The organism is Novosphingobium sp. FSW06-99, from assembly GCF_001519065.1.
Classification (GTDB): Bacteria; Pseudomonadota; Alphaproteobacteria; order Sphingomonadales; family Sphingomonadaceae; genus Novosphingobium.
The window spans coordinates 103,891-123,780 of the sequence record NZ_KQ954252.1 but is presented as its reverse complement, the minus strand read 5'-3'; the positions used below and the strand labels follow the sequence as shown (position 1 = coordinate 123,780).

Genomic DNA, 19,890 nt, shown 5'->3' with positions numbered 1-19,890 from the left:
ACCATGCTGGAGATGCGGCCCGATTGCGAACGCTGCGGCACTGACTTGCCGGCCGAGGCGCCCGGCGCGTTCATCTGTTCGTTCGAATGCACGTTCTGCGCCGAATGCGCCGATGCGCTGGATGATCAATGCCCCAATTGCGGCGGCGAGCTGACCGATCGGCCCACCCGCGCCAGGGCCCTGCACGCCAAACACCCGCCCGCCACGCAGCGACGCCACCGGGCATGATGGTGCGGGTGCTGTCGATTGCCGGTTCGGATTCGGGCGGCGGCGCGGGCATCCAGGCCGATATCAAGACGATCACGCTGCTGGGCGGGCATGCCATGACCGCGCTGACCGCCCTGACCGCGCAGAACACGTGCGGGGTGACCATGGTCGAGGCGGTCAGCCCGGCGATGGTCGCCGCGCAGATCGATGCCTGCGTGTCCGATATCGGTGTCGATGCGGTCAAGATCGGCATGCTGGGATCACCCGAAATCGCTGCCGTGGTGGCCGACCGGCTGGCCGCACTGGGCGTGCCGGTGGTGTTCGACCCGGTGATGATCGCCACCAGCGGCGCGGTGCTGGCCGATGGCGCGACAATCGCCGCGTTCGAACGCCTGATGGCGCTGGCCAGCCTGACCACCCCCAATGTCCCCGAACTGGCCGCGCTGGGCGGCGATGCAGCGATGCGCCGCCGGGGCATCGCCTATCTGGCCAAAGGCGGCGATGCAGAGGGGCCCGACGTGATCGACCGGCTGATCGTGCCCGGTCGGCCCGACCGGGTGTGGACCGCCCCGCGCATCGTCACCCGCCACACCCATGGCACCGGCTGCACGCTGTCGAGCGCCATCGCCACGCGGCTGGGCGCGGGCGCACCGCTGGATCAGGCGGTGGCCGAGGCCCGCGCCTTTGTCCGCGCCGCGCTGATCGCGGCGCCGGGGCTTGGCCAGGGGCACGGCCCGATGGGCCATGCCGCGCTTGTCAGCCTGCACGCGTGACAAACCTCGCGCTCTGCCAGGGTGGCAAGTTCAGACGAATATCGGGCATTTGACCAAATTGGAAAATCGACGTGTTGCAAATCCGGCCCTTCAGCACTTCGGCCAGATTCGCGACCCGCAAGTCGGCCAATTCGGGAATATACCGTGCCAATCGCCGGGCAGCGATGTCGCCCAGGACATCATAGTGGCACGGTGAATTGCCGACGCCAGAGGTGAGGCGCGAACCGCGCCTGCGTTCAAAGGCCAGCGGAGTTCCATCAGCAAGCAAGCGTGGCTCGCCCGAATATCCGTCGGTCACATTGTCCCATTGTCTAAGAAACGATGCGGCGTCCGGCGCGGGCAGATCAAAATTCCTGCGCGAATATACTCCGGTGCTGCGGTCATAGATCAGGGCCCGGACGGGGTTTGCGCCCGCATGTTCCGATAGTGAAATCGCAATCCACCGCTTCCCGAACGATGGCATCACGGCAAACCGAAGGCCGTCACCCGTCGTGGACGGGCCAAGCACGTCCAGAAACGCGTGCGCCGATATCAGAACAGGATCGCCGGGATCGACTTTGAGCGGGCCCTCGACCGTCCGATTGCGCTGAGCCATCCTGTGCCGTTCAAGCAGTTGATAACCCGCCAGACAAACCGTGGCCAACGCCACGATCGTGACCATCACCATGGCGCCTCGCGTGATCCACTTGATGATGCCCGCCTCCATGGTGAATTGGCTCGAAGCCTTGTCAGTCCCCGGTTTCCAGCGCGTAGAAGTCGACGATCCGCTGCCAGCCTTCTTCGGCGCTGTCGACGCGGTGGAACAGCTCCAGATCATCAAAGCCGATCATGCCCTCTTCGGCGATGGCGTTGAAATTGATCACTTTGTCCCAATAGTCGCCGCCGAACAGCAGCACCGGAATGGGCTGCATCTTGCCGGTCTGGATCAGCGTCAACAGCTCGAAAAATTCATCGAACGTGCCGAACCCGCCCGGAAACACCGCCACGGCCCGCGCACGCAGCAGGAAATGCATCTTGCGCAGCGCGAAATAGTGGAACTGGAACGACAAGTGCGGCGTGACATAGCGGTTGGGCGCCTGTTCGTGGCGCAAGGTGATGTTCAGCCCGATGGTTTCGCCCCCCGCCTCGCGCGCGCCGCGATTGGCCGCCTCCATGATCGAGGGGCCCCCGCCCGAACAGACCACGAAGTGCCGCTTGCCCTTTTCGACCACGTTGCTGCCGGCGGCCAGATGCGCCAGTTGGCGCGCCTGTTCGTACCAGCGCGACCGATCGGCCATGCGCTGTGCCACGGCCAGCGCCTCGGGCGTGGTTGCGGCATCGAGCGCGGCCTGCGCCGCCTCGGGCGTCGGGATGCGCGCCGAACCATAGACCACCAGCGTCGAGGCGATCCCCGCCTCGTCGAGCAGCATTTCGGGCTTGAGCAGTTCGAGCTGAAACCGCACCGGGCGCAATTCCTGCCGCAACAGGAAATCGGCATCGTGAAACGCCAGCCGATAGGACGGGTCCTGCTGCTGGGGCGATGTGCGGGGATGCTCTTCGGCAAACCCCGCTTCCTGTTCGGCCTGATAGAAGCGCTGATGCGACAGCGAAGACGGCGGGATGCGATTATCGGTCATGCCCGTCCATGTGGCGCCTTGCGGCGCTTATCGCAACTGCCGCTTTTCCAGTTTGCGCGCCAATGTGCGGCGATGCATCCCCAGCCGCCGCGCGGTTTCGGAAATGTTGAAATCGCATTCGACCAGCGTGGCGTGGATATACTCCCATTCCACCGTCTTGATCGAGCTCTTGCGACCTTCGACCGGGACCGTGGGATCGCCCCGGTCGCGCCCGAACGCGTCCTCGATATCGTCGGTGTTGGCGGGTTTGGCCAGATAGTGCCCGGCGCCCAGCTTGATCGCCTCGACGGCGGTGGCAATGCTGGCAAACCCGGTCAGCACGACGATGCGCGTTTCGGCATCGGCCGCGTGCAGCATCTGCACCGCGGTCAGCCCCGAGGCATTGCCCAGCTTGAGATCGACCACCGCATAGTCGAACCCCTGCCCCGCCATCAGCCCGGCCAGCTCGTCGGGACTGGCAACATGCCACACCGCATAGCCGCGCCGTTCGAAACTGCGTCGCAAGGTGCGGGCAAAGGCTGGATCATCCTCGACGATCACCAGCCGGGGCGGATTGCCGGTCATGCCGCCAGCGCCTTGAGCGGGATCGCCAGTTGCACTTGCGCGCCCCCGTCCTCGCGGTTGCGCACATCGACTTCGCCGCCCAGCTTGCGCACCACATTGCACACCAGAAACAGCCCGAGCCCGCCGCCCGGGCGCCCCTTGGTCGACGTATAGGGCCGCCCGATGCGCGCGATCATGTCTTCGGAAAAACCGGGACCCCTGTCGCGGAATGTCAGCAGCAGCGTCTGCGCATCGATCGCGGCGATCACTTCGACCGCATCGGGCGACACATCGAGCGCGTTGTCGATGACATTGCCGATCACCTGGCGCAGCGCCGGGTCGGACACGATCGGCACGTCGCGATCGATGCGGTTGACCAGCCGCACCGCGCCGCCGCTGCGCGTCGCCCATTCCTTGACGAAATCGCGCACGAACATGTCGGCGCTGGTCACCGCCGGGTTTTCCCCGCGCGCCTCGCCCGCCGACAGCAGGATGCCGCTGACGATCGATTTGCAGCGCGCCAGCTCGGTCTCCATCTCGCGCAGTTCCTCGACCAGATCGGGTGTGTGCGCGAACGCGGGATGGGCGAACCAGTCGCGCACCAGCACCGACATCGTCGCCATCGGTGTGCCCAGTTCGTGTGCGGCGCCAGAGGCCAGCAGGCCCATCCGCACGATATGGTCTTCTTCGGCGGCGCGCTGGCGCAGCGCGGCCAGCGCGGCATCGCTCTGGCGCCGGTTGCGATCGATACGGATGACAAAGAACACCAGCAGCGCCGCCATCAACGCAAAACAGACATAACTGCCCGCCAGATAGAGCTGCAGGGGATCGACCAGCAGCGCATGCGGCAACCCCATCGGCACATAGCGGAACGACAGCAGCGACACCGACATCAACGCGATGGCGCCAACGATCCAGCTCCAGTTCGGGGGCAGCAGGATCGCCCCGATCGCGATCTGCAACAGGAACAGCCCGGTAAACGGATTGGTGATACCCCCGCTCAGATAGAGCTGCCAGGTCAGCGCGATGACATCGAGCATCAGCGCGCCGATCAGTTCGACATAGCTGTACCCCTCGCGTTCGGGCCCGATCACATGAGTGGCGATGTTCACCATCGCCAGCAGCGCGGGGATCGCCACCAGTTGCGTCAGCGGCAGCTTGATGTCGAGGACATGGCTGACGAACCAGATCGTCAGCAACTGGCCGACCACGGCCATCCACCGCAATTGCACCAGCAGCGCCATGTTGCGCGCACTGGCGGGGGGAAACAGGCGACGGGGGTGGGCAGGTTCGGTCGGCATCAGCGCCGCCGCATGTACACCACTGTTCCCGCAATGGCCATCGCACACATGGCAAACCATGTCAGCGCATAGCCAAGGTGGTTGTTGGGAAAGGCGATCACGGTCAAACCCGGCACCGGCGCATCGCCGCCCGGCGCGGGCGTTTCGGTCCAGGCATCGATGAACAGGCGCGGATCGACCCGCACCCCGCGCCGGGCCGCGATGGCGGCCACATCGCGCGAATACCAGCGGTCACGTTCGGGGTGATTGGCGCGCAGCCAGGTGCCACGGGGCTCTGTCGGGCGCAGCAGGCCCTCGATCCGCACCGTGCCGGTCGGCACTTTGGCACGGGCGGTATCGCCATGGCTGCCTTCGGGAAGAAACCCGCGATTGATCATCACGGTCATCCCGTCGTCACCCGCCAGTGGCACCAGTTCCCAATAGCCGGTGCCGATGCCCGAGGTGCCGGTGACCAGCGTGGTGCCCTGGGGCTGGAAATGCCCGGTCATGGCTAGGCGGCGATAGGCAAACAGCGCCAGATCGCCCTTGGGCAGCACCGCCGGATCGATCGGCGCTGCGTGCACCGCCGCATCGGTTTCGGCAATCAGCCGCAATTTGCCGCCCAGGCGATAGAGCTGCCACACGCCGAGCGCGGCAAACAGCGCCGCCAGCACCAGCAGGACCAGCGCAGGCCCCACCGATCGGCGGCGCGCGCCGATCATGGCAACTCGTTCATGGAATGGGGCATCGGCATCATGTTGTGGTTGAGGTGATACATCACCCACAGCGATCCCGACAGCACAATCCCGACCAGGATGACCGTGAACATCAGCGCCAGGAAATTCCAGCCGCCTTGCGATTTGGTGTTCATGTGCAGGAAATAGATCATGTGGACGATCACCTGCACCACCGCAAAGCCCGCGATCACCAGCGCGGTCAGCGTCTTGTCGCCCAGCGCGCCGGTCATCACCAGCCAGAACGGGATGGCCGTCAGCACCACCGAGGCGAAAAAGCCGGTGGCATAGTCGCGGATCGAAAAGTGCGGCGCATCATCGTGATGCGCATCGCCATGGCTGTCGGTATGCGCAGCGCTCATCGCAAGGTTCCCATCAGATAGACAAAAGTGAACACCCCGACCCACACCAGGTCGAGAAAGTGCCAGAACATCGACAGGCACAACAGGCGGCGACGATTGGCCTCGATCAGCCCATGCTGCGACAGCTGCACCAGCAGCACGCCCAGCCAGACCAGCCCAAACGTGACGTGCAGCCCGTGGGTGCCGACCAGCGTGAAGAACGACGACAGAAACGCGCTGCGCTGCGGGGTGGCGCCATCGGCGATCAGGTGCGAAAATTCGTACATCTCGATCGACAGGAACGCCGCGCCAAACAGCGCCGTGACGACCAGCCAGAACTTGACCCCGCCGACGCGGCCTCGCTGCATCTCGATCATCGCAAAGCCATAGGTGATCGATGAAAACAGCAGCATCGCGGTGTTGACCGCCACCAGCGGCAGCTCGAACAGGTCTTTGGGACCCGGCCCTGCCGCATAGTTGGCGCCCAGCACGCCGAACGCGGCAAACAGCATGGCAAAGATGAGGCAGTCGCTCATCAGGTAGATCCAGAAGCCGAGCTGCGTGCTGCCGCCTTCCGGATGGTCGTGTTCGTTGAGATCGTAATATTGTGCGGTCAGGTCTGCGGTGCTCATGGCATCAGGCTCCTTCGGTCAGCGCGAGCTGCCGCGTGCGTTCGGCTTCGGTCCGCGCCACCACGTCCGCCGGGATGTGATACGACCGGTCATAGTTGAAGGTATGCGCGATCGCGGTCATCAGCAGCGCGGCAAGGCTTGCCCCTGCCAGCCACCAGATGTGCCAGATCATGGCAAACCCGAACACCATGCTGATCCCGGCCAGGATCACACCGGCGCCCGTGCTGCGGGGCATGTGGATCGGGCGGAACCCTTCGAGCGGCCGCGCCACGCCCTGGCTCTTCATTTCGGCCCACGCGTCCAGATCGTGGATGATCGGCGTGAAGGCAAAGTTGTATTCGGGCGGCGGCGAGCTGGTCGACCATTCGAGCGTGCGCCCGCCCCACGGATCGCCGGTTTCATCGCGCAGCGCCTCGCGGTGCAGGATCGACACGGCAAACTGCACCAGCATTGCGCCGATGCCGCAGGCAATCAGCCCCGCGCCGAGTGCGGCGACGATGAAATAGGGTTGCAGGCTGGGATCGTCGAACACCCGCATGCGCCGCGTGACGCCCATCAGGCCCATGACATAGAGCGGGGCGAACGCCAGCCAGAACCCCGGCACCCAGCACCAGAAGCTGACCTTGCCCCAGAACGGTTCGAGCTTGAACCCGAACGCCTTGGGCCACCAGTAGTTCATCGCCGCAAACGTGCCGAACACCACCCCGCCGATGATCACGTTGTGAAAGTGCGCAATCAGGAACAGCGAATTGTGCAGCACAAAGTCGGCCGGGGGCACCGCCAGCATGACGCCGGTCATCCCGCCGATCACGAACGTGAACATGAATGCCACCGTCCACATCATCGGCAATTCATAGCGGATGCGGCCGCGATACATCGTGAACAGCCAGTTGAACATCTTGGCCCCGGTGGGGATCGAGATGACCATCGTGGTGATTCCGAAAAAGCTGTTGACGCTGGCGCCCGAACCCATCGTGAAGAAGTGGTGCAGCCACACCAGATAGGACAGCACGGTGATGACCACCGTGGCATAGACCATCGAGGTATAGCCAAACAGCCGCTTGCCGCTGAATGTCGAGGTCACTTCGGAAAACACGCCAAAGATCGGCAGGATCAGGATGTAGACTTCGGGATGGCCCCAGATCCAGATCAGGTTGACGTACATCATCGGGCTGCCACCAAAATCATTGGTGAAGAAGTCGGTCCCGACATAGCGATCGAGGCTGAGCATCGCCAGAACGGCGGTCAGCACCGGAAACGAGGCGACAATCAGCACGTTGGTGCACAGCGCGGTCCAGGTGAACACCGGCATGCGCATCATCGTCATGCCCGGCGCGCGCAGCTTCACGATCGTGGCGATCAGGTTGATGCCCGACAGCGTGGTGCCAACGCCGGCGATCTGCAGCGCCCAGATATAATAGTCGACCCCGACGCCCGGGCTGTAGGCCAGCCCAGACAGCGGCGGATAGGCCAGCCAGCCGGTCTGCGCGAATTCACCAATGAACAGCGAGGCCATCACCAGCACCGCGCCCGCCGTCGTCATCCAGAAACTGAAATTGTTCAGGAACGGAAACGACACGTCGCGCGCGCCGATCTGCAACGGCACGACAAAGTTCATCAGGCCGGTAACAAACGGCATGGCCACGAAAAAGATCATGATCACGCCATGCGCGGTGAACACCTGGTCATAGTGGTGCGCGGGCAGGAACCCGTCGTTGCCGTTGAATGCCACCGCCTGCTGGGTGCGCATCAACAGCGCATCGGCAAACCCGCGCAGGAACATCACCAGCCCCAGCACCATGTACATGATGCCGATCTTCTTGTGATCGACGCTGGTGAACCAGTTCTTCCACAGATAGCCCCACAGCCGATAATAGGTCAGCACGCCGAGCAGCGCGATGCCGCCGACCGCCACGCCCGCAAAGGTCGCGACGAGAATCGGCTCATGATAGGGAATGGCATCGAGCGACAGGCGCCCGAGCAAAGGGGACCAGGTCTGGTCTGGGTTGGTCATCACGGGTGTCCTGATCACGAAAGGGGACGGCTGCGAACCAGCAGCGGGGCGGCGTCGCGGGCAACCGCGGCGCGCAAGGGACGATTGTCGGCGCACCAGTCGCGCACAAAACGGCGCAGGCTGGCATCGGCAAAACCGGGGTTGGACGACACGACCTGTTCGTGGCCCTGCTTGTCATAGGTCAGCGCGGCAACGTTGAGCAGGCCCGACTTGCCGGTGCCGCCCTTCGCATCGATCGCGGCCATTTCACCGCTGCACAGCTTGCCGGGGCGAACGCACATGTTGACCACCGCGTCGAACAAGTCGGGCGCGACGTTGGCATAGTGGATCACCGGAACTTGCTCGCTGGGCTTGTCGAGCGCCAGATAGGTCGCGCGGTCGAGCCCGGCGCCCGCCTTGCGCACGCCCGCAACCCAGGCGTCGAAGCCTTGGCCGGTCACGCTGCGGGTGACAAAATGCATGTGGCTGAAGCCGGGCCCACTGAAATTGGCCGACAGCCCGTTGAACGTGCCGGTCTGGTTGAACACCGCATGCAGCTTGGTTTCCATACCGGGCATGGCATAGATCTGGCCCGCCAGCGCGGGGACATAGAACGAGTTCATCACCGTCGACGAAGTGATGCGGAACCGCACCGGGCGCCCTTCGGGCAGGACCAGCTCGTTGACCGTGGCAATGTTCTGCTCGGGATAGATGAACAGCCATTTCCAGTCGAGCGCGACCACTTCGACATCGATCGGCCGGGTGCCGGGTGCCACCGCGTGGGTCGCATCGATCCGCGTGAGCGGGCGATAGGGATCAAGCAGATGCGTCGCCAGCCAGGTGATCGAACCCAGCGCGATGATGATCGCCAGCGGCGCCGACCAGATCACCAGTTCCAGCTTGGTCGAATGGTCCCAGTCGGGCTCATACGCCGCCGCCGTGTTGGTCGCGCGATAGCGCCAGGCGAACAGTCCGGTCAGCGCCATCACCGGCACGATGATCAGCAGCATCAGCGCAGTCGACACCACGACCAGATTGGCCTGTTGCCGCGCGATATCGCCGGCCGGGTTGAGCACGACCCAATCGCAGCCTGTCAGCAGCAGGCCGAGCGGAAGGACGAGAGCGGCACGCAGCCGACGCGAGGGTTTTGTGAACATGACCGCGCGCATAGGCGCGGGCCAGGGGGCAATCGATTGGACATTTTGTCCCAGCTCTTGACCTTGATCAATGACTCTGGGAGGCAATGGCAAATCACAAAAAACGTACGAGAGCGAGCCATGACGTCCAAAGGATACGAAGCGATTGCCCGGCTTGCTTCCGGCGACCCCGAACGGTCCGACCCGGACCATGGCCATGGCGTGACGCCCGGCGATATCGCCATCGGCGTGATCATCGGGCGCACGTCCGAATTCTTCGACTTCTTTGTCTATGCGATCGCTTCGGTGCTGGTGTTCCCCCGGCTGGTGTTTGCCTGGTTGCCGCCGCTGCCCGCCACGCTTGCCTCGTTCGGCGTGTTCGCGCTGGCGTTCCTGGCGCGTCCGCTCGGCTCGCTATGGTTCATCGGGCTGGACCGTGCCTATGGCCGGGGGTTCAAGCTGACCGTGGCGCTGGTGCTGCTGGGCGGATCGACCGCCGCGATCGCCTTTTTGCCGGGGTATGAAACGATCGGACTCGGCTCGGCCGCGCTGCTCGCGCTGTTCCGGCTGGGCCAGGGCTTTGCGCAAGGGGGCACCTGGGACGGGTTGCCCACGCTGCTGGCACTCAACGCGCCCGAGGGCCGGCGCGGGTGGTATGCGATGATCCCGCAACTGGGTGCGCCGCTGGGCCTGATCGTGGCCAGCCTGCTGTTCGCGTTCTTTACCTCGTCGCTGACCGCAGGCGATTTTCTCGACTGGGGCTGGCGCTATCCGTTCTTCGTGGCCTTTGCGATCAACGTGGTGGCGCTGTTCGCGCGGCTGCGGATCGTCGAATCGCCGTCGTTTGAACGGCTCTATCAGACCCGCGACATCGCTGCCGAACGCCCGTTGCGCACGTTGACCAACCAGTGGCGCACGATCGTGCTGGGCGCGTTCGCCCCGCTCGCCAGTTTTGCGCTGTTCCACATGGTCACGGTGTTTCCGCTGTCCTGGGTCACGCTGTTCACCCCCGAATCGCCCACCCGCTTCCTGATTCTCGAAGCTGGCGCAGCCACCACCGGGCTGGTCGCCATGGTCGCCTCGGGGCAATTGGCCGATCAATTCGGGCGTCGACGGCTGCTCGCCGGGTCGGCGGCGGTGATCGCGGTGTTCAGCGGGTTTGCCCCGCAATTGCTCAACCAGGGCGAAACCGGCGAATTCGCGTTCATGATCGTCGGGTTTCTGCTGCTCGGGCTGTGCTTTGGCCAGTCGTCGGGGGCGGTTGCCAGCGAATTGCCGCTGCGCCACCGCTATACCGGCGCGGCGCTGACCGCCGACCTTGCCTGGCTGGTCGGCGCAGGGTTTGCGCCGCTGGTGGCGCTGTGGGCGTCGGCGCGGTTCGGGCTGCTCGCGTCGGGCGCCTATCTCTTGTCGGGCGCGCTGGCTACGTTGCTGGCGCTGTGGCTGAACCGGGAATTGGCGCGGAATCACTGACCGGGCCGGGCTCGTGATGCCCGCTGATCGAATCGCCATCGCCGCGCCGCAGCACGGCGAACACCAGCGCCGACACGATCGTCACCATGCCCAGGATGACAAAAGCATGGTGCACGCTGGACAGCATTTCGGCCTGTTCGGTGGCGCGTGAGGTGACAAACCCCGCCGTCACCATCCCCGCACTGGCCACGCCAAAGCTCAGCGCCAGTTGCTGGAACGTGCTGGCAAAGGCGCTGGCGCGGCTCGACCGGTCATTGGGCACATCGGCATAAGCAAGCGTGTTGATCGCGGTGAACTGGCTCGACATCAGGATGCCATAGACCATCGCCTGAAGACAGATCATCCACACCGGCGTCGCCGCACCGACGGTTGCAAACGCCATCAGCATCAGCCCCAGCGCGACCGTGTTGCCGACCAGCATCGTGCGATAGCCGAAGAACGCCAGTTCATAGCGCACGAACACTTTGCTGACCATCGCGCCAAGCGCCTGCGGCATGAACAGCAGCCCCGAATGGAGCGGCGCATAGCCCAGCCCGGTCTGATAGAGCAAAGGCAGCAGGAACGGCGCGCCGCCCACCCCCAGCCGCGTGAGGAAGCCCCCGCACACCGACACCAGGAACGTGCGGAACCGCAGGAGATCGAGATCGAGCAACGGATTGGCCAGCCGCCGCGCATGACGCCAATAGAGCAACAACAGGCCGATCGCGATCGAGCCCGCCACCGCGACCACACGCCCCCCGGCATGGTGTTCGCCAAACACTTCGAGCGTCCACGACAACAGCGCGATGCCGCTGCCGAACCACACCAGCCCCATGCGATCGAGTGGCGGCACATTCTCGCCACGAAAATCGGGCAAGTGCAGCCACACCATCACCAGCCCGACCAGACCGATCGGGATGTTGAGGAAAAAGATGTCTTCCCAGCGCGCCACGCTGATGATCATACCGCCCAGCGCCGGGCCGATCAGCGGCCCGACCAGCGTGGGGATCGCCACAAAGCTCATCGCCCGCACCAGTTCCGCGCGCGGAAACGCGCGCACCAGTGTCAGCCGACCGACCGGCACCATCATCGCCCCGCCCATGCCCTGGATGATCCGGCAGACCACCAGCGCGGGAATCGAATGGCTGAGCCCGCATAGCACCGAACCCAGCGTGAACATGGCGATCGCCGCGCTGAACACCCGCCGCGTGCCGAACCGGTCGGCCACCCAGCCGCTGGCCGGGATAAACACCGCCAGGCTGAGCGCATAGCTGGCCAGCACCGCCTTGAGGCTCAGTTCCGGCACCCCCAGCGAACGCGCCATGGTTGGCACGGCGGTGTTGAGCACGGTGGTGTCGAGCGATTCCATCAGGAACGCGATGGCCACAAGCCAGGGCAGGAATCGGCGGGAAATCGGGCGCGCGGTCAGAAACCCGGGCGAAGACAGGATATCAGGCAAACGTCACAGACCCAGCTTTGCCAACCGATTGCAGCGAACCCGCGCGGCGCGCCCGGATCGACCCAATCAAGCCATGATGGCCAGTTCGTCCTGCACGAATTCGAACATTTGCGCAAATGTCTGATTGTCCGGTTCGGCCTCCACCAGCGGCGCCAGGATCGCCGCCGTGCGACGCAAGGCGCTGCACGGTTCGTCGCGCCGCCCCGTCGCGTGATCGATCTGCGCCAGTTGCAACAGCGCAAAGGCCAGATCGTATTGCCACCAGCCATTGTGCGGATCGGCGTCGGCCAGACGCTGGCGGATCGCCAGGACATCGCCATAATGCACCCGCGCCCGGTCCAGGCGCCCGGCATCGATTTCCAGATCGCCCAGCCGTTCGCAGGCCATCGCCAGATCGCGCTGCCGCCCCGTGTTGCCCGGATCGTGTGCCGCCAGTTTCTGGCGCAGGGCCACCACCTGCTTGTAATGGCCGCGCGCCACATCGCGATTGCCCGCATCGCGCTCCAGGTCGCCCAGCCTGGCATGACTGATCGACAAGGCGCGCGCGGCGGCCGGATTGTCGGGACTGTCGGCCGCCAGCCGCGCGCGGATCGTCCGCGCCGCCTCCAGATGGGTGCGGGCCCGATCGGGGTACCCGGCATCACGCTCAAGATCGCCCAGCCGCTCGTAATTGCTCGACAGATCGCTCTGCCAGCGCGGATTGCCCGCATCTTCGGTGGCCAGCCGCTCGATCACCGCAATCGCCGCTTCGAAATGCCCTTGCGCCTGGGGCCGGTTGCCCAGGCTGCGTTGCAACATGCCCAGCCGTTCGTGACTGACCGACAGATCGCGCTGCAACCACGCATCGTGCGGATCGTGGGCGGCCAGGCGCTGGGCAATCGCCAGATCCCACTGGAAGTGGAACTGCGCGCGCGCCGGATTGTCGGCCAGCCACTCGAGTTCGCCCATCCGGTGATGGATAACCGACAAGTCGCGCTGCCAGCCGATGTTGTGCGGGTCGCGGATAGTCAGTTGCGTGCGGATCGCCTGCGCCTGTTCGAAATGGATGCGCGCCTCGGCAATGTTGCCCGCATCGCGTTCGATCAGCCCCAGCCGTTCGTGGCTCACCGACAGATCGCGCTGCCGGCGGGCGATCTGCGGGTCGTCGTCGGCAAAGCGCTGCACGATCGCCAGATCCTGCGCAAAGTACGCGCGTGCCTCGGTCAGGCTGCCATTGTCGCGTTCAAGCTCACCCAGTCGGACATGGATTTCGGCCAGATCGCGTTGCGCCTGACGATCGTGCGGATCGGTCCCGGCGTGGATCTGTGCGATCGCCAACGCCTGATCATAGCGCGCGCGTGCCCCCGCACCATCGCCACTGGCGCGCAGCAGATCACCAAACTCGCGATGGAGCACGCCCTGGTCGCGCAAGGCCGGCGCCAGCGCCCAGGCGCGGTCGAAACCGGCCCGCGCCGCCACCAGGTCCCCGCCCTCGCGATCGAGGCGGCCCAGCTCGATCAGGCACCACAGCGTGTCGGGTTCATGGCGCAGCGCTTCGGCATAGGTCGTGCGCGCCTGATCGGGGGCAAACGGCGCATAGAACCGGGCCGCCTGATGCAACCGCGCTGCGGCACCGCGCGGGTCCGCACGCGCCGCGATAACCAGCGCGTCGGCAGCAGCCACCGGACCGTCGGTGGCGGCAAGGCGCAAGCAGGCTTTGTCCCCCGACCGCGCGAGTTCGGCGGCGGCGCCGGCAAAAGCCTCGGCCTGCGCGGGGTTATAGCGGGCAATCCCTGCCTCGATATCGGCAAGTTGCGGTTGGAACCCGCCGGCCGCACGCCTGCCCGCACGATCGCGGCGGAACAACCGGCCAAGGCTGTCCACCAGCAGGCGAGCCACGCCCATGACCGGTCCGCGTCTGGCCACCCCCGCCGCCACAAGGGCCACCAGGCAGACACCCACGACACTCGCAATCCAGCCGCCCAACGTGCCCCCCAATGCTGCCAAAACGATGACAGCAACCCTTGCGAAGGACAACACCGGCATCGGCGCCATCCCAAAAAGGCCGCAAGCCCGGGTATCGTTAGCATACAAAGGCTGGCATCGGGTTAACCACGATCCACAACGCAGCCGACCGCGTCGCCGATAAACGCCCCGGCGTGTCGGTCACCGCTGCAGCGCAAGCGCCTTGCGATACAGTTTGATATCCATGCAATTGTCTTCGTCGAGCACCAGCTCCTCGATCTGCCGGGCGTAGTCAGGCAGGCCGCGTTGCGCCGTCCGGTTCAGATGGGGCAACTTCGCGGTGCGAACCCCGAACCGGTCGGATATGCGCCGTGCCAGCACCACCGGATCTTCGAGGCAGCCATACTGCCAACCGGATTGTTCCAACCGCGCGCAGGCGCGACGGTACATCGCCTCGCGCGTGGCGGGGTCGTGCAGATCATCGCCGGGGCGTTCGGCAAGCATGCGGATCTGGAGGTTGCCTTCGTAGAAGATGATCTTGCGCAGATTTTCATCGGGTGCGGTGCCATCGATCTGCCGCATGACATGGAAGCTTTCATCAAACGTGGCCAGATTCCCGTCGGTCCGCCGGGCGTGGGCAATCGCCGAAAGGACACGCCTGACCGGATCGCGCAGCACGAAAAAGGTCGGGCTCTGCCAGTTTCGGGCGACCAGCGTTTCTGCATGAATATGCCCCCCCACCAGTTCAAATGCGTCGAGATCGCCGTCAAAAGCGGCGAGCGTGGCATCGGATGCAAAGTAGACGGTCGAACGCACCGATCGCGACAGACATGACCAGATCGACGTGCCCCCGGTCTTGGGAATGTGCATGAACGCGCCGCGCCGGGCGTGACGGCTGTGATACCGCGCTGGATCGGCATAGATTTTCAAGATCCGCACATGCGCCGGCAGGAACAAGTGGCGACGACGCGGCTGCTGGACAAACAGCACGAACACCGGATTGGCATAGACCGCGACCATTTCGCGCAGGCACAGGCCAATATCGGCCTGTCGAAACGAGGTCAGCATCCCCTTGTGGATCAGGATCGCATCAAACCCGTCTACGGCGACCAGGGTATCGGTAATCCGATAGAACTGCGCGGCGCAATCCAGCCTTGGCCAGTCCCCGATGGGCAGCAGGACGCGCGCGTCCTCGGCCACGTGGCAGGCCAGCGCCGACAATGCCTTGCGCCACCAGACATCAAGCAAGGCACTGCCCTTGCAAGCACCCTGACGGATTCGAACAGTGAAAAACGAAGCTCGGTGACATCGACGCAACCCCAAGGCCATCGATCGCGCGGCCGCTGTTGTGACGATGATATGACCGACGCAAAGCGCCAACCAACCTCACAATGTACGAAATTGTCGCCGGATGTCAGAGATATGTACGCCCCGGCGGATGCGGGATACCCACACGTATCGATCGCAGGCTTGGGAAAATTGGAGGCCCGAGCCGGAATCGAACCGGCATAAACGGATTTGCAGTCCGGCGCGTAACCATTCCGCCATCGGGCCCCCGGCACGCATTGCGTGGGAAGAGGGCGGTTAGCCGAGCCTGCGGCCGAGGGCAACGGGATTCTTGATCAAGGATCGATGAATTCGGGCGGACGGCGTTCCATCCCCGCGCGCACCGATTCGATCTGGTTGGGCGATCCCATCAGATCGATCTGGCTGACGCTTTCGGCCATCAGCACCGCAGCGTCGTCCAACAGCGGGGTGCGGTTCGACAAGTCCTTGGCACCGCGCACGGCATGCGGGCTTTTCCCGGCGATCTCGTGCGCCAGGGCAAAGGCGCGGGCCAGCGGATCGGCATCGGCATGGGTGGCAAATCCCAGCGCGGCGGCCTGTTCACCGGTAAATTCGCGGTGGGTATACGTCAGTTCGCGCAGCACATCGTCGCGCACATTGCCGCGCCACAGCAGATAGCCGCCCATGTCGGGAACCAGACCCCATTTGACTTCCATCACCGCCAGCCGCGTGTCGGGGTGGGCGATGCGGATGTCGGCGCCGCTGGCAATCTGCAAGCCGCCGCCAAAACACACCCCGTGCACCGCCGCGATCACCGGCATCGGCAGATCGCGCCAGAGCGTTGCGACATATTGCGGACGGTTGGCAATGCCGTGGGTGCGATCGGCCAGCGAGCCATCCTTCCAGCGGTCGGCGCGGCCAAAGCTTGCAAGGTCAAGCCCCGCGCAAAACGCGCGGCCCGCGCCCGACAGTACCACCGCGCGCACGCCGGGCAGGCCGCGCACATATTCGCCCGCCGCGATCAACGCCTCGAACATCGCATCGTCGAGCGCGTTCATCTTGTCGGCGCGGTCGAGCAGCACGTGCGCGACATGGTTTTCAAGCGTGACCGTCACGCGGTCGGCAAAGTTCTGGCGCATGGCATCCATCCCGGGCAATTTCATCGCCCGGTTAATTGCCCGTTCCAGAACCCAAGTCCAGCCCGTTTACGCCGCGCTGGCGTTGACCCCCATGCTGGCCAGATAGCGACGGATGTTGCGTGCGGCCTGACGCAGGCGCTGCTCGTTTTCGACCAGCGCGATACGCACATAGCCTTCGCCGTCTTCGCCATAGCCGACGCCGGGCGCCACTGCGACTTCGGCCTGGGTCAACAATTGCTTGGCAAATTCCAGACTGCCGAGGTGACGCAGCGCAGGCGGTAACGGCGCCCAGGCGAACATCGATGCAGGCGGGCTGGGAATGTCCCACCCGGCGCGGCCAAAGCTTTCGACCAGCACATCACGGCGCTTTTGATAGAGCAGGCGGTTGGATTCGACGATATCCTGCGGCCCGTTGAGCGCCGCACAGGTCGCCGCCTGGATCGGCGTGAACGCGCCATAGTCGAGATAGCTTTTGACCCGCGTCAGCGCGGCGATCAACTGGCGGTTGCCCACCGCAAACCCGACGCGCCAGCCGGCCATCGAGAACGTCTTGCTCATGCTGGTGAATTCGACCGCGACATCCTTGGCGCCGGGCACTTCGAGGATCGAGCGCGTCGGATTGCCGTCGTAATAGAGTTCCGAATAGGCCAGGTCCGACAGCACCCACACCTTGTTTTCGCGCGCCCAGGCGACCAGCCGTTCGTAGAACGCCAGATCGACCGTTTCTGCGGTCGGGTTCGAGGGATAGTTGACGATCAGCACCGAAGGGCGCGGCACGCTGTACCGCATCGCCCGGTCGAGCGATTCCCAGTAGCGTTCGTCGGGCGTGGTCGGCACCGAACGGATCGTCGCGCCGGCAATGATGAAGCCGAACGTGTGGATCGGATAGCTGGGATTGGGCGCCAGCACGACATCGCCCGGCGCGGTAATCGCGGTGGCGAGGCTGGCCAGCCCTTCCTTCGACCCCAGCGTCATCACCACTTCGGTTTCGGGATCGAGATCGACGCCGAACCGGCGCGCGTAATAATTGGCCTGCGCCTTGCGCACGCCGGGGATCCCGCGCGAGGCGGAATAACCGTGCGCCGAACCCTTCTGCGCAACTTCGCACAGCTTGTCGATGACATGCCGGGGCGGCGGCAGATCGGGATTGCCCATGCCAAGGTCGATGATGTCCCGCCCTTCGGCGCGTGCCGCGGCCCGCATGCCGTTGACTTCGGCGATGACATAGGGCGGCAGGCGCTTCATGCGGTAAAATTCTTCGTCCACGGCTTGGGGGTCTTTCTCCGTTGGGAAACCACTGGCCCGGGCCTTACGCCAAACCGCCATCCAAGGAAACCGTCCTGCATTCAGAACGGCTCATACCATCTGTCTGTGGCCATGGCCCGCGCACGGGTCTAAAGATCGCCACAAGTGGTGAAGGGGTCAGGTATGGGTACCAAGGCGAACGGCAACAACCCCGCGGCGATCGAGGATGCCAATGTGATCGAAGACCTGATGCGCAAGCAGGGTGAGGCGTTGCAGGCGCTGTTCACCCCGCTGATGCCGACCACGCAAAGCCCCCCGCCCGATCCCGCCGATCTGCAGCACTGGGCGATGTCGGCGGCCAAGCTGCAGAAAATGTGGCTCGATTTCGGCGCCGAACAGGCCGGACGGATCGAACCCATGCTGGCGCAACTGGGCAATCCCTCGGCCTGGAACACCTGGGCGGGCGAATGGTTCGGCCAGTTCCCGCTGGCCCGGCCCGAGGCGCAGAAAAAGCTGTGGGATGACAGCGTGGCGCTGTGGACCTCGGTACTGGGGCATTATACCGGCACCACCAGCCCGGTCCCCGCCGACCAGGTGCCCGATCTGCCGCGCCATGACCGCCGCTTTGCCGATCCCAAATGGCGCGAACAGCCGGTGTTCGCGCTGATCCACCAGACTTATCTGCTGTTGTCGGAACGCCTGCGCGCGATGGCCGACGACGTGTCCGGCCTGCCGCCTGAAAAGGCCGAACAGTTGCGCTTTGCCGTGCGGGTGATCACCGAAGCGCTCAGCCCGGCCAATTTCCCGACCACCAACCCGCTGGTGATCGAACGCACTTTGGCGACACGCGGCGAAAATCTGGTGCGCGGGGTTGAACACCTGCTGACCGATTTGCGCAAGGGTCAGCTTACCCACGCCCGCCAGGATGCCTTTGTGCTGGGCGAAAATATCGCCGCGACTCCGGGCAAGGTGGTCTACGAAACGCCGCTGTTCCAGCTTATCCAGTACAGCCCGACCACCGAGCGCGTGCTGGGCGTGCCGCTGGTGATCTTTCCGCCGTGGATCAACCGCTTCTATATCCTGGATCTCAATCCACAAAACAGCTTCATCCGCTGGGCCGTGGCGCAGGGATTGAGCGTGTTTGTCGTCTCGTGGCACTCTGGCGATGCCAGCATGGCCGATGTCGCCTGGGATGACTATGTGCTCGGCCAGATCGCGGCGATCGACCATGTGCGCGCCCGGCTGAACGTGCCGGCCGTCCATGCCATCGGCTATTGCGTTGCGGGAACCACGCTGGCGGCCACACTGGCGCTGCTGGCGCGGCGTGGCGAGGCTGACAAAGTCGCCACCGCAACATTCTTCACCGCGCAAGTCGATTTCGAAAAGGCCGGTGATCTCAAGAATTTCATCGATGACGGCCAGTTGCGCACGATGGAAAAGCTGGTCACCGACGGATGCCTCGATGGCCGCTATATGGCCGCCACGTTCAACATGCTGCGCTCTTCGGATCTGGTGTGGAACTATGTCGTCAACAATTACCTGATGGGCGAGGACTATCCGGCGTTCGACCTGTTGTACTGGAACGGCGATACCACCAACCTGCCGTTCAAGTGGCTGCGCGCCTATCTGACCGAACTCTATCGCGACAACCGGCTGGTCGTGCCCGATTCGCTGACGATCGACGGCACCCCGATCGATCTGCATCGCATTGCAACGCCGTGTTATATCCAGGCCGGCCGGCTTGATCATATCGCGCCAGCCGAAAGCGTGTGGAAACTCACCCGCCATCTGGCGGGGCCGTGGAAATTCGTGGTGGCCGGATCGGGGCATATCGCGGGCGTGGTCAATCCGCCGCAATCGGGCAAATACCAGTACTGGCTCAACCCCGGCGACCCGCAGACGCTCGACCAGTTCCTGGCCGATGCCCAGGAAACCAAGGGCAGTTGGTGGCCCGACTGGATCGCCTGGATCCGCGCCCACGATGCCGCCGAAGTCCCCGCCAAGGGCCGTCGCGTACCCGGCGGGCGCGGCGACAAGCCGATCGAGGACGCCCCCGGACGCTATGTAAAGCAGCGTTGATCAACGCCACGACACCACCAAACTGGACCA

General features: G+C 64.6%; 18 protein-coding genes and 1 tRNA gene. 4 read left to right on the top strand and 15 right to left on the bottom strand.

Going from position 1 to position 19,890, the window contains the following annotated elements:
• The first annotated feature begins 3 nt into the window (after nucleotides 1-3).
• Together AQZ49_RS03220 and thiD are read left to right on the top strand one after the other, a co-directional pair.
• A complete protein-coding gene (locus AQZ49_RS03220; protein ID WP_067612879.1) occupies nucleotides 4-228 on the top strand; it encodes a DUF1272 domain-containing protein in 225 nt (74 codons plus the stop codon).
• On the top strand, nucleotides 225-980 hold the full coding sequence (gene thiD, locus AQZ49_RS03215; protein ID WP_067612875.1) for a bifunctional hydroxymethylpyrimidine kinase/phosphomethylpyrimidine kinase: 756 nt from the start codon (nucleotides 225-227) through the stop codon (nucleotides 978-980). Before AQZ49_RS03220 ends, thiD begins: the two co-directional genes overlap by 4 nt.
• Here thiD and AQZ49_RS03210 read toward each other — a convergent pair.
• From AQZ49_RS03210 to cyoA, 9 genes are read right to left on the bottom strand one after another with little or no spacing between them, the layout of a single operon-like run.
• The gene (locus AQZ49_RS03210; RefSeq protein ID WP_067612872.1) at nucleotides 964-1,686 is read right to left on the bottom strand and encodes a hypothetical protein; all 723 of its coding nucleotides are present in this window, start codon (nucleotides 1,684-1,686) and stop codon (nucleotides 964-966) included. The two genes, thiD and AQZ49_RS03210, sit on opposite strands and share 17 nt — an antisense overlap.
• Nucleotides 1,687-1,708: 22 nt before the next feature.
• On the bottom strand, nucleotides 1,709-2,596 hold the full coding sequence (locus tag AQZ49_RS03205; protein ID WP_067612870.1) for an LOG family protein: 888 nt from the start codon (nucleotides 2,594-2,596) through the stop codon (nucleotides 1,709-1,711).
• Nucleotides 2,597-2,623: 27 nt separating this feature from the next.
• The gene (locus tag AQZ49_RS03200) at nucleotides 2,624-3,160 is read right to left on the bottom strand and encodes a response regulator transcription factor (RefSeq protein WP_067612867.1); all 537 of its coding nucleotides are present in this window, start codon (nucleotides 3,158-3,160) and stop codon (nucleotides 2,624-2,626) included.
• Nucleotides 3,157-4,440, bottom strand: a complete 1,284-nt coding sequence (locus AQZ49_RS03195; RefSeq protein WP_067612864.1) for an ATP-binding protein — start codon at nucleotides 4,438-4,440, stop codon at nucleotides 3,157-3,159. Before AQZ49_RS03195 ends, AQZ49_RS03200 begins: the two co-directional genes overlap by 4 nt.
• On the bottom strand, nucleotides 4,440-5,141 hold the full coding sequence (locus tag AQZ49_RS03190) for an SURF1 family protein (RefSeq protein ID WP_067612861.1): 702 nt from the start codon (nucleotides 5,139-5,141) through the stop codon (nucleotides 4,440-4,442). The genes AQZ49_RS03195 and AQZ49_RS03190 overlap by 1 nt, the downstream gene beginning before the upstream one ends.
• Nucleotides 5,138-5,515: a cytochrome o ubiquinol oxidase subunit IV gene (cyoD, locus tag AQZ49_RS03185; protein ID WP_197410898.1), complete on the bottom strand. Its 378-nt coding sequence runs from the start codon at nucleotides 5,513-5,515 to the stop codon at nucleotides 5,138-5,140. The genes AQZ49_RS03190 and cyoD overlap by 4 nt, the downstream gene beginning before the upstream one ends.
• Nucleotides 5,512-6,126, bottom strand: coding sequence for a cytochrome o ubiquinol oxidase subunit III (cyoC, locus tag AQZ49_RS03180; protein ID WP_067612858.1), 615 nt, complete (start codon nucleotides 6,124-6,126; stop codon nucleotides 5,512-5,514). Before cyoC ends, cyoD begins: the two co-directional genes overlap by 4 nt.
• Before the next feature lie 4 nt (nucleotides 6,127-6,130).
• Nucleotides 6,131-8,140 (bottom strand): cytochrome o ubiquinol oxidase subunit I, encoded by a 2,010-nt coding sequence (gene cyoB, locus AQZ49_RS03175; RefSeq protein WP_067612856.1) that lies wholly within the window; start codon nucleotides 8,138-8,140, stop codon nucleotides 6,131-6,133.
• A 14-nt stretch (nucleotides 8,141-8,154) separates the two neighbouring features.
• Nucleotides 8,155-9,276, bottom strand: coding sequence for a ubiquinol oxidase subunit II (gene cyoA / locus AQZ49_RS03170; protein WP_156428112.1), 1,122 nt, complete (start codon nucleotides 9,274-9,276; stop codon nucleotides 8,155-8,157).
• Between the two features lie 120 nt (nucleotides 9,277-9,396).
• On the opposite strand from cyoA, the gene AQZ49_RS03165 reads away from it, so the two are divergent.
• Entirely contained in the window at nucleotides 9,397-10,728 is a 1,332-nt protein-coding gene (locus AQZ49_RS03165) for an MFS transporter (protein ID WP_082701288.1), read from the top strand.
• Here AQZ49_RS03165 and AQZ49_RS03160 read toward each other — a convergent pair.
• From AQZ49_RS03160 to AQZ49_RS03135, 6 genes are all read right to left on the bottom strand, one after another.
• A complete protein-coding gene (locus AQZ49_RS03160; RefSeq protein WP_197410897.1) occupies nucleotides 10,679-12,166 on the bottom strand; it encodes a DHA2 family efflux MFS transporter permease subunit in 1,488 nt (495 codons plus the stop codon). The genes AQZ49_RS03165 and AQZ49_RS03160 overlap by 50 nt on opposite strands.
• A gap of 66 nt (nucleotides 12,167-12,232) precedes the next feature.
• Complete coding sequence (locus AQZ49_RS03155; protein ID WP_231738669.1) at nucleotides 12,233-14,050, bottom strand: tetratricopeptide repeat protein; 1,818 nt, start codon at nucleotides 14,048-14,050, stop codon at nucleotides 12,233-12,235.
• 261 nt (nucleotides 14,051-14,311) lie between these two features.
• Nucleotides 14,312-15,358: a hypothetical protein gene (locus AQZ49_RS03150; RefSeq protein ID WP_067612847.1), complete on the bottom strand. Its 1,047-nt coding sequence runs from the start codon at nucleotides 15,356-15,358 to the stop codon at nucleotides 14,312-14,314.
• A 232-nt stretch (nucleotides 15,359-15,590) separates the two neighbouring features.
• Nucleotides 15,591-15,664, bottom strand: a tRNA-Cys gene (locus tag AQZ49_RS03145).
• 68 nt (nucleotides 15,665-15,732) lie between these two features.
• On the bottom strand, nucleotides 15,733-16,560 hold the full coding sequence (locus AQZ49_RS03140) for a crotonase/enoyl-CoA hydratase family protein (protein ID WP_197410896.1): 828 nt from the start codon (nucleotides 16,558-16,560) through the stop codon (nucleotides 15,733-15,735).
• A gap of 42 nt (nucleotides 16,561-16,602) precedes the next feature.
• Nucleotides 16,603-17,802 (bottom strand): LL-diaminopimelate aminotransferase, encoded by a 1,200-nt coding sequence (locus tag AQZ49_RS03135; protein WP_067612844.1) that lies wholly within the window; start codon nucleotides 17,800-17,802, stop codon nucleotides 16,603-16,605.
• 162 nt (nucleotides 17,803-17,964) lie between these two features.
• Between AQZ49_RS03135 and AQZ49_RS03130 the strand changes: the two genes are divergently transcribed.
• On the top strand, nucleotides 17,965-19,860 hold the full coding sequence (locus AQZ49_RS03130; RefSeq protein WP_067612841.1) for a PHA/PHB synthase family protein: 1,896 nt from the start codon (nucleotides 17,965-17,967) through the stop codon (nucleotides 19,858-19,860).
• The last annotated feature ends 30 nt before the right edge of the window (nucleotides 19,861-19,890 follow it).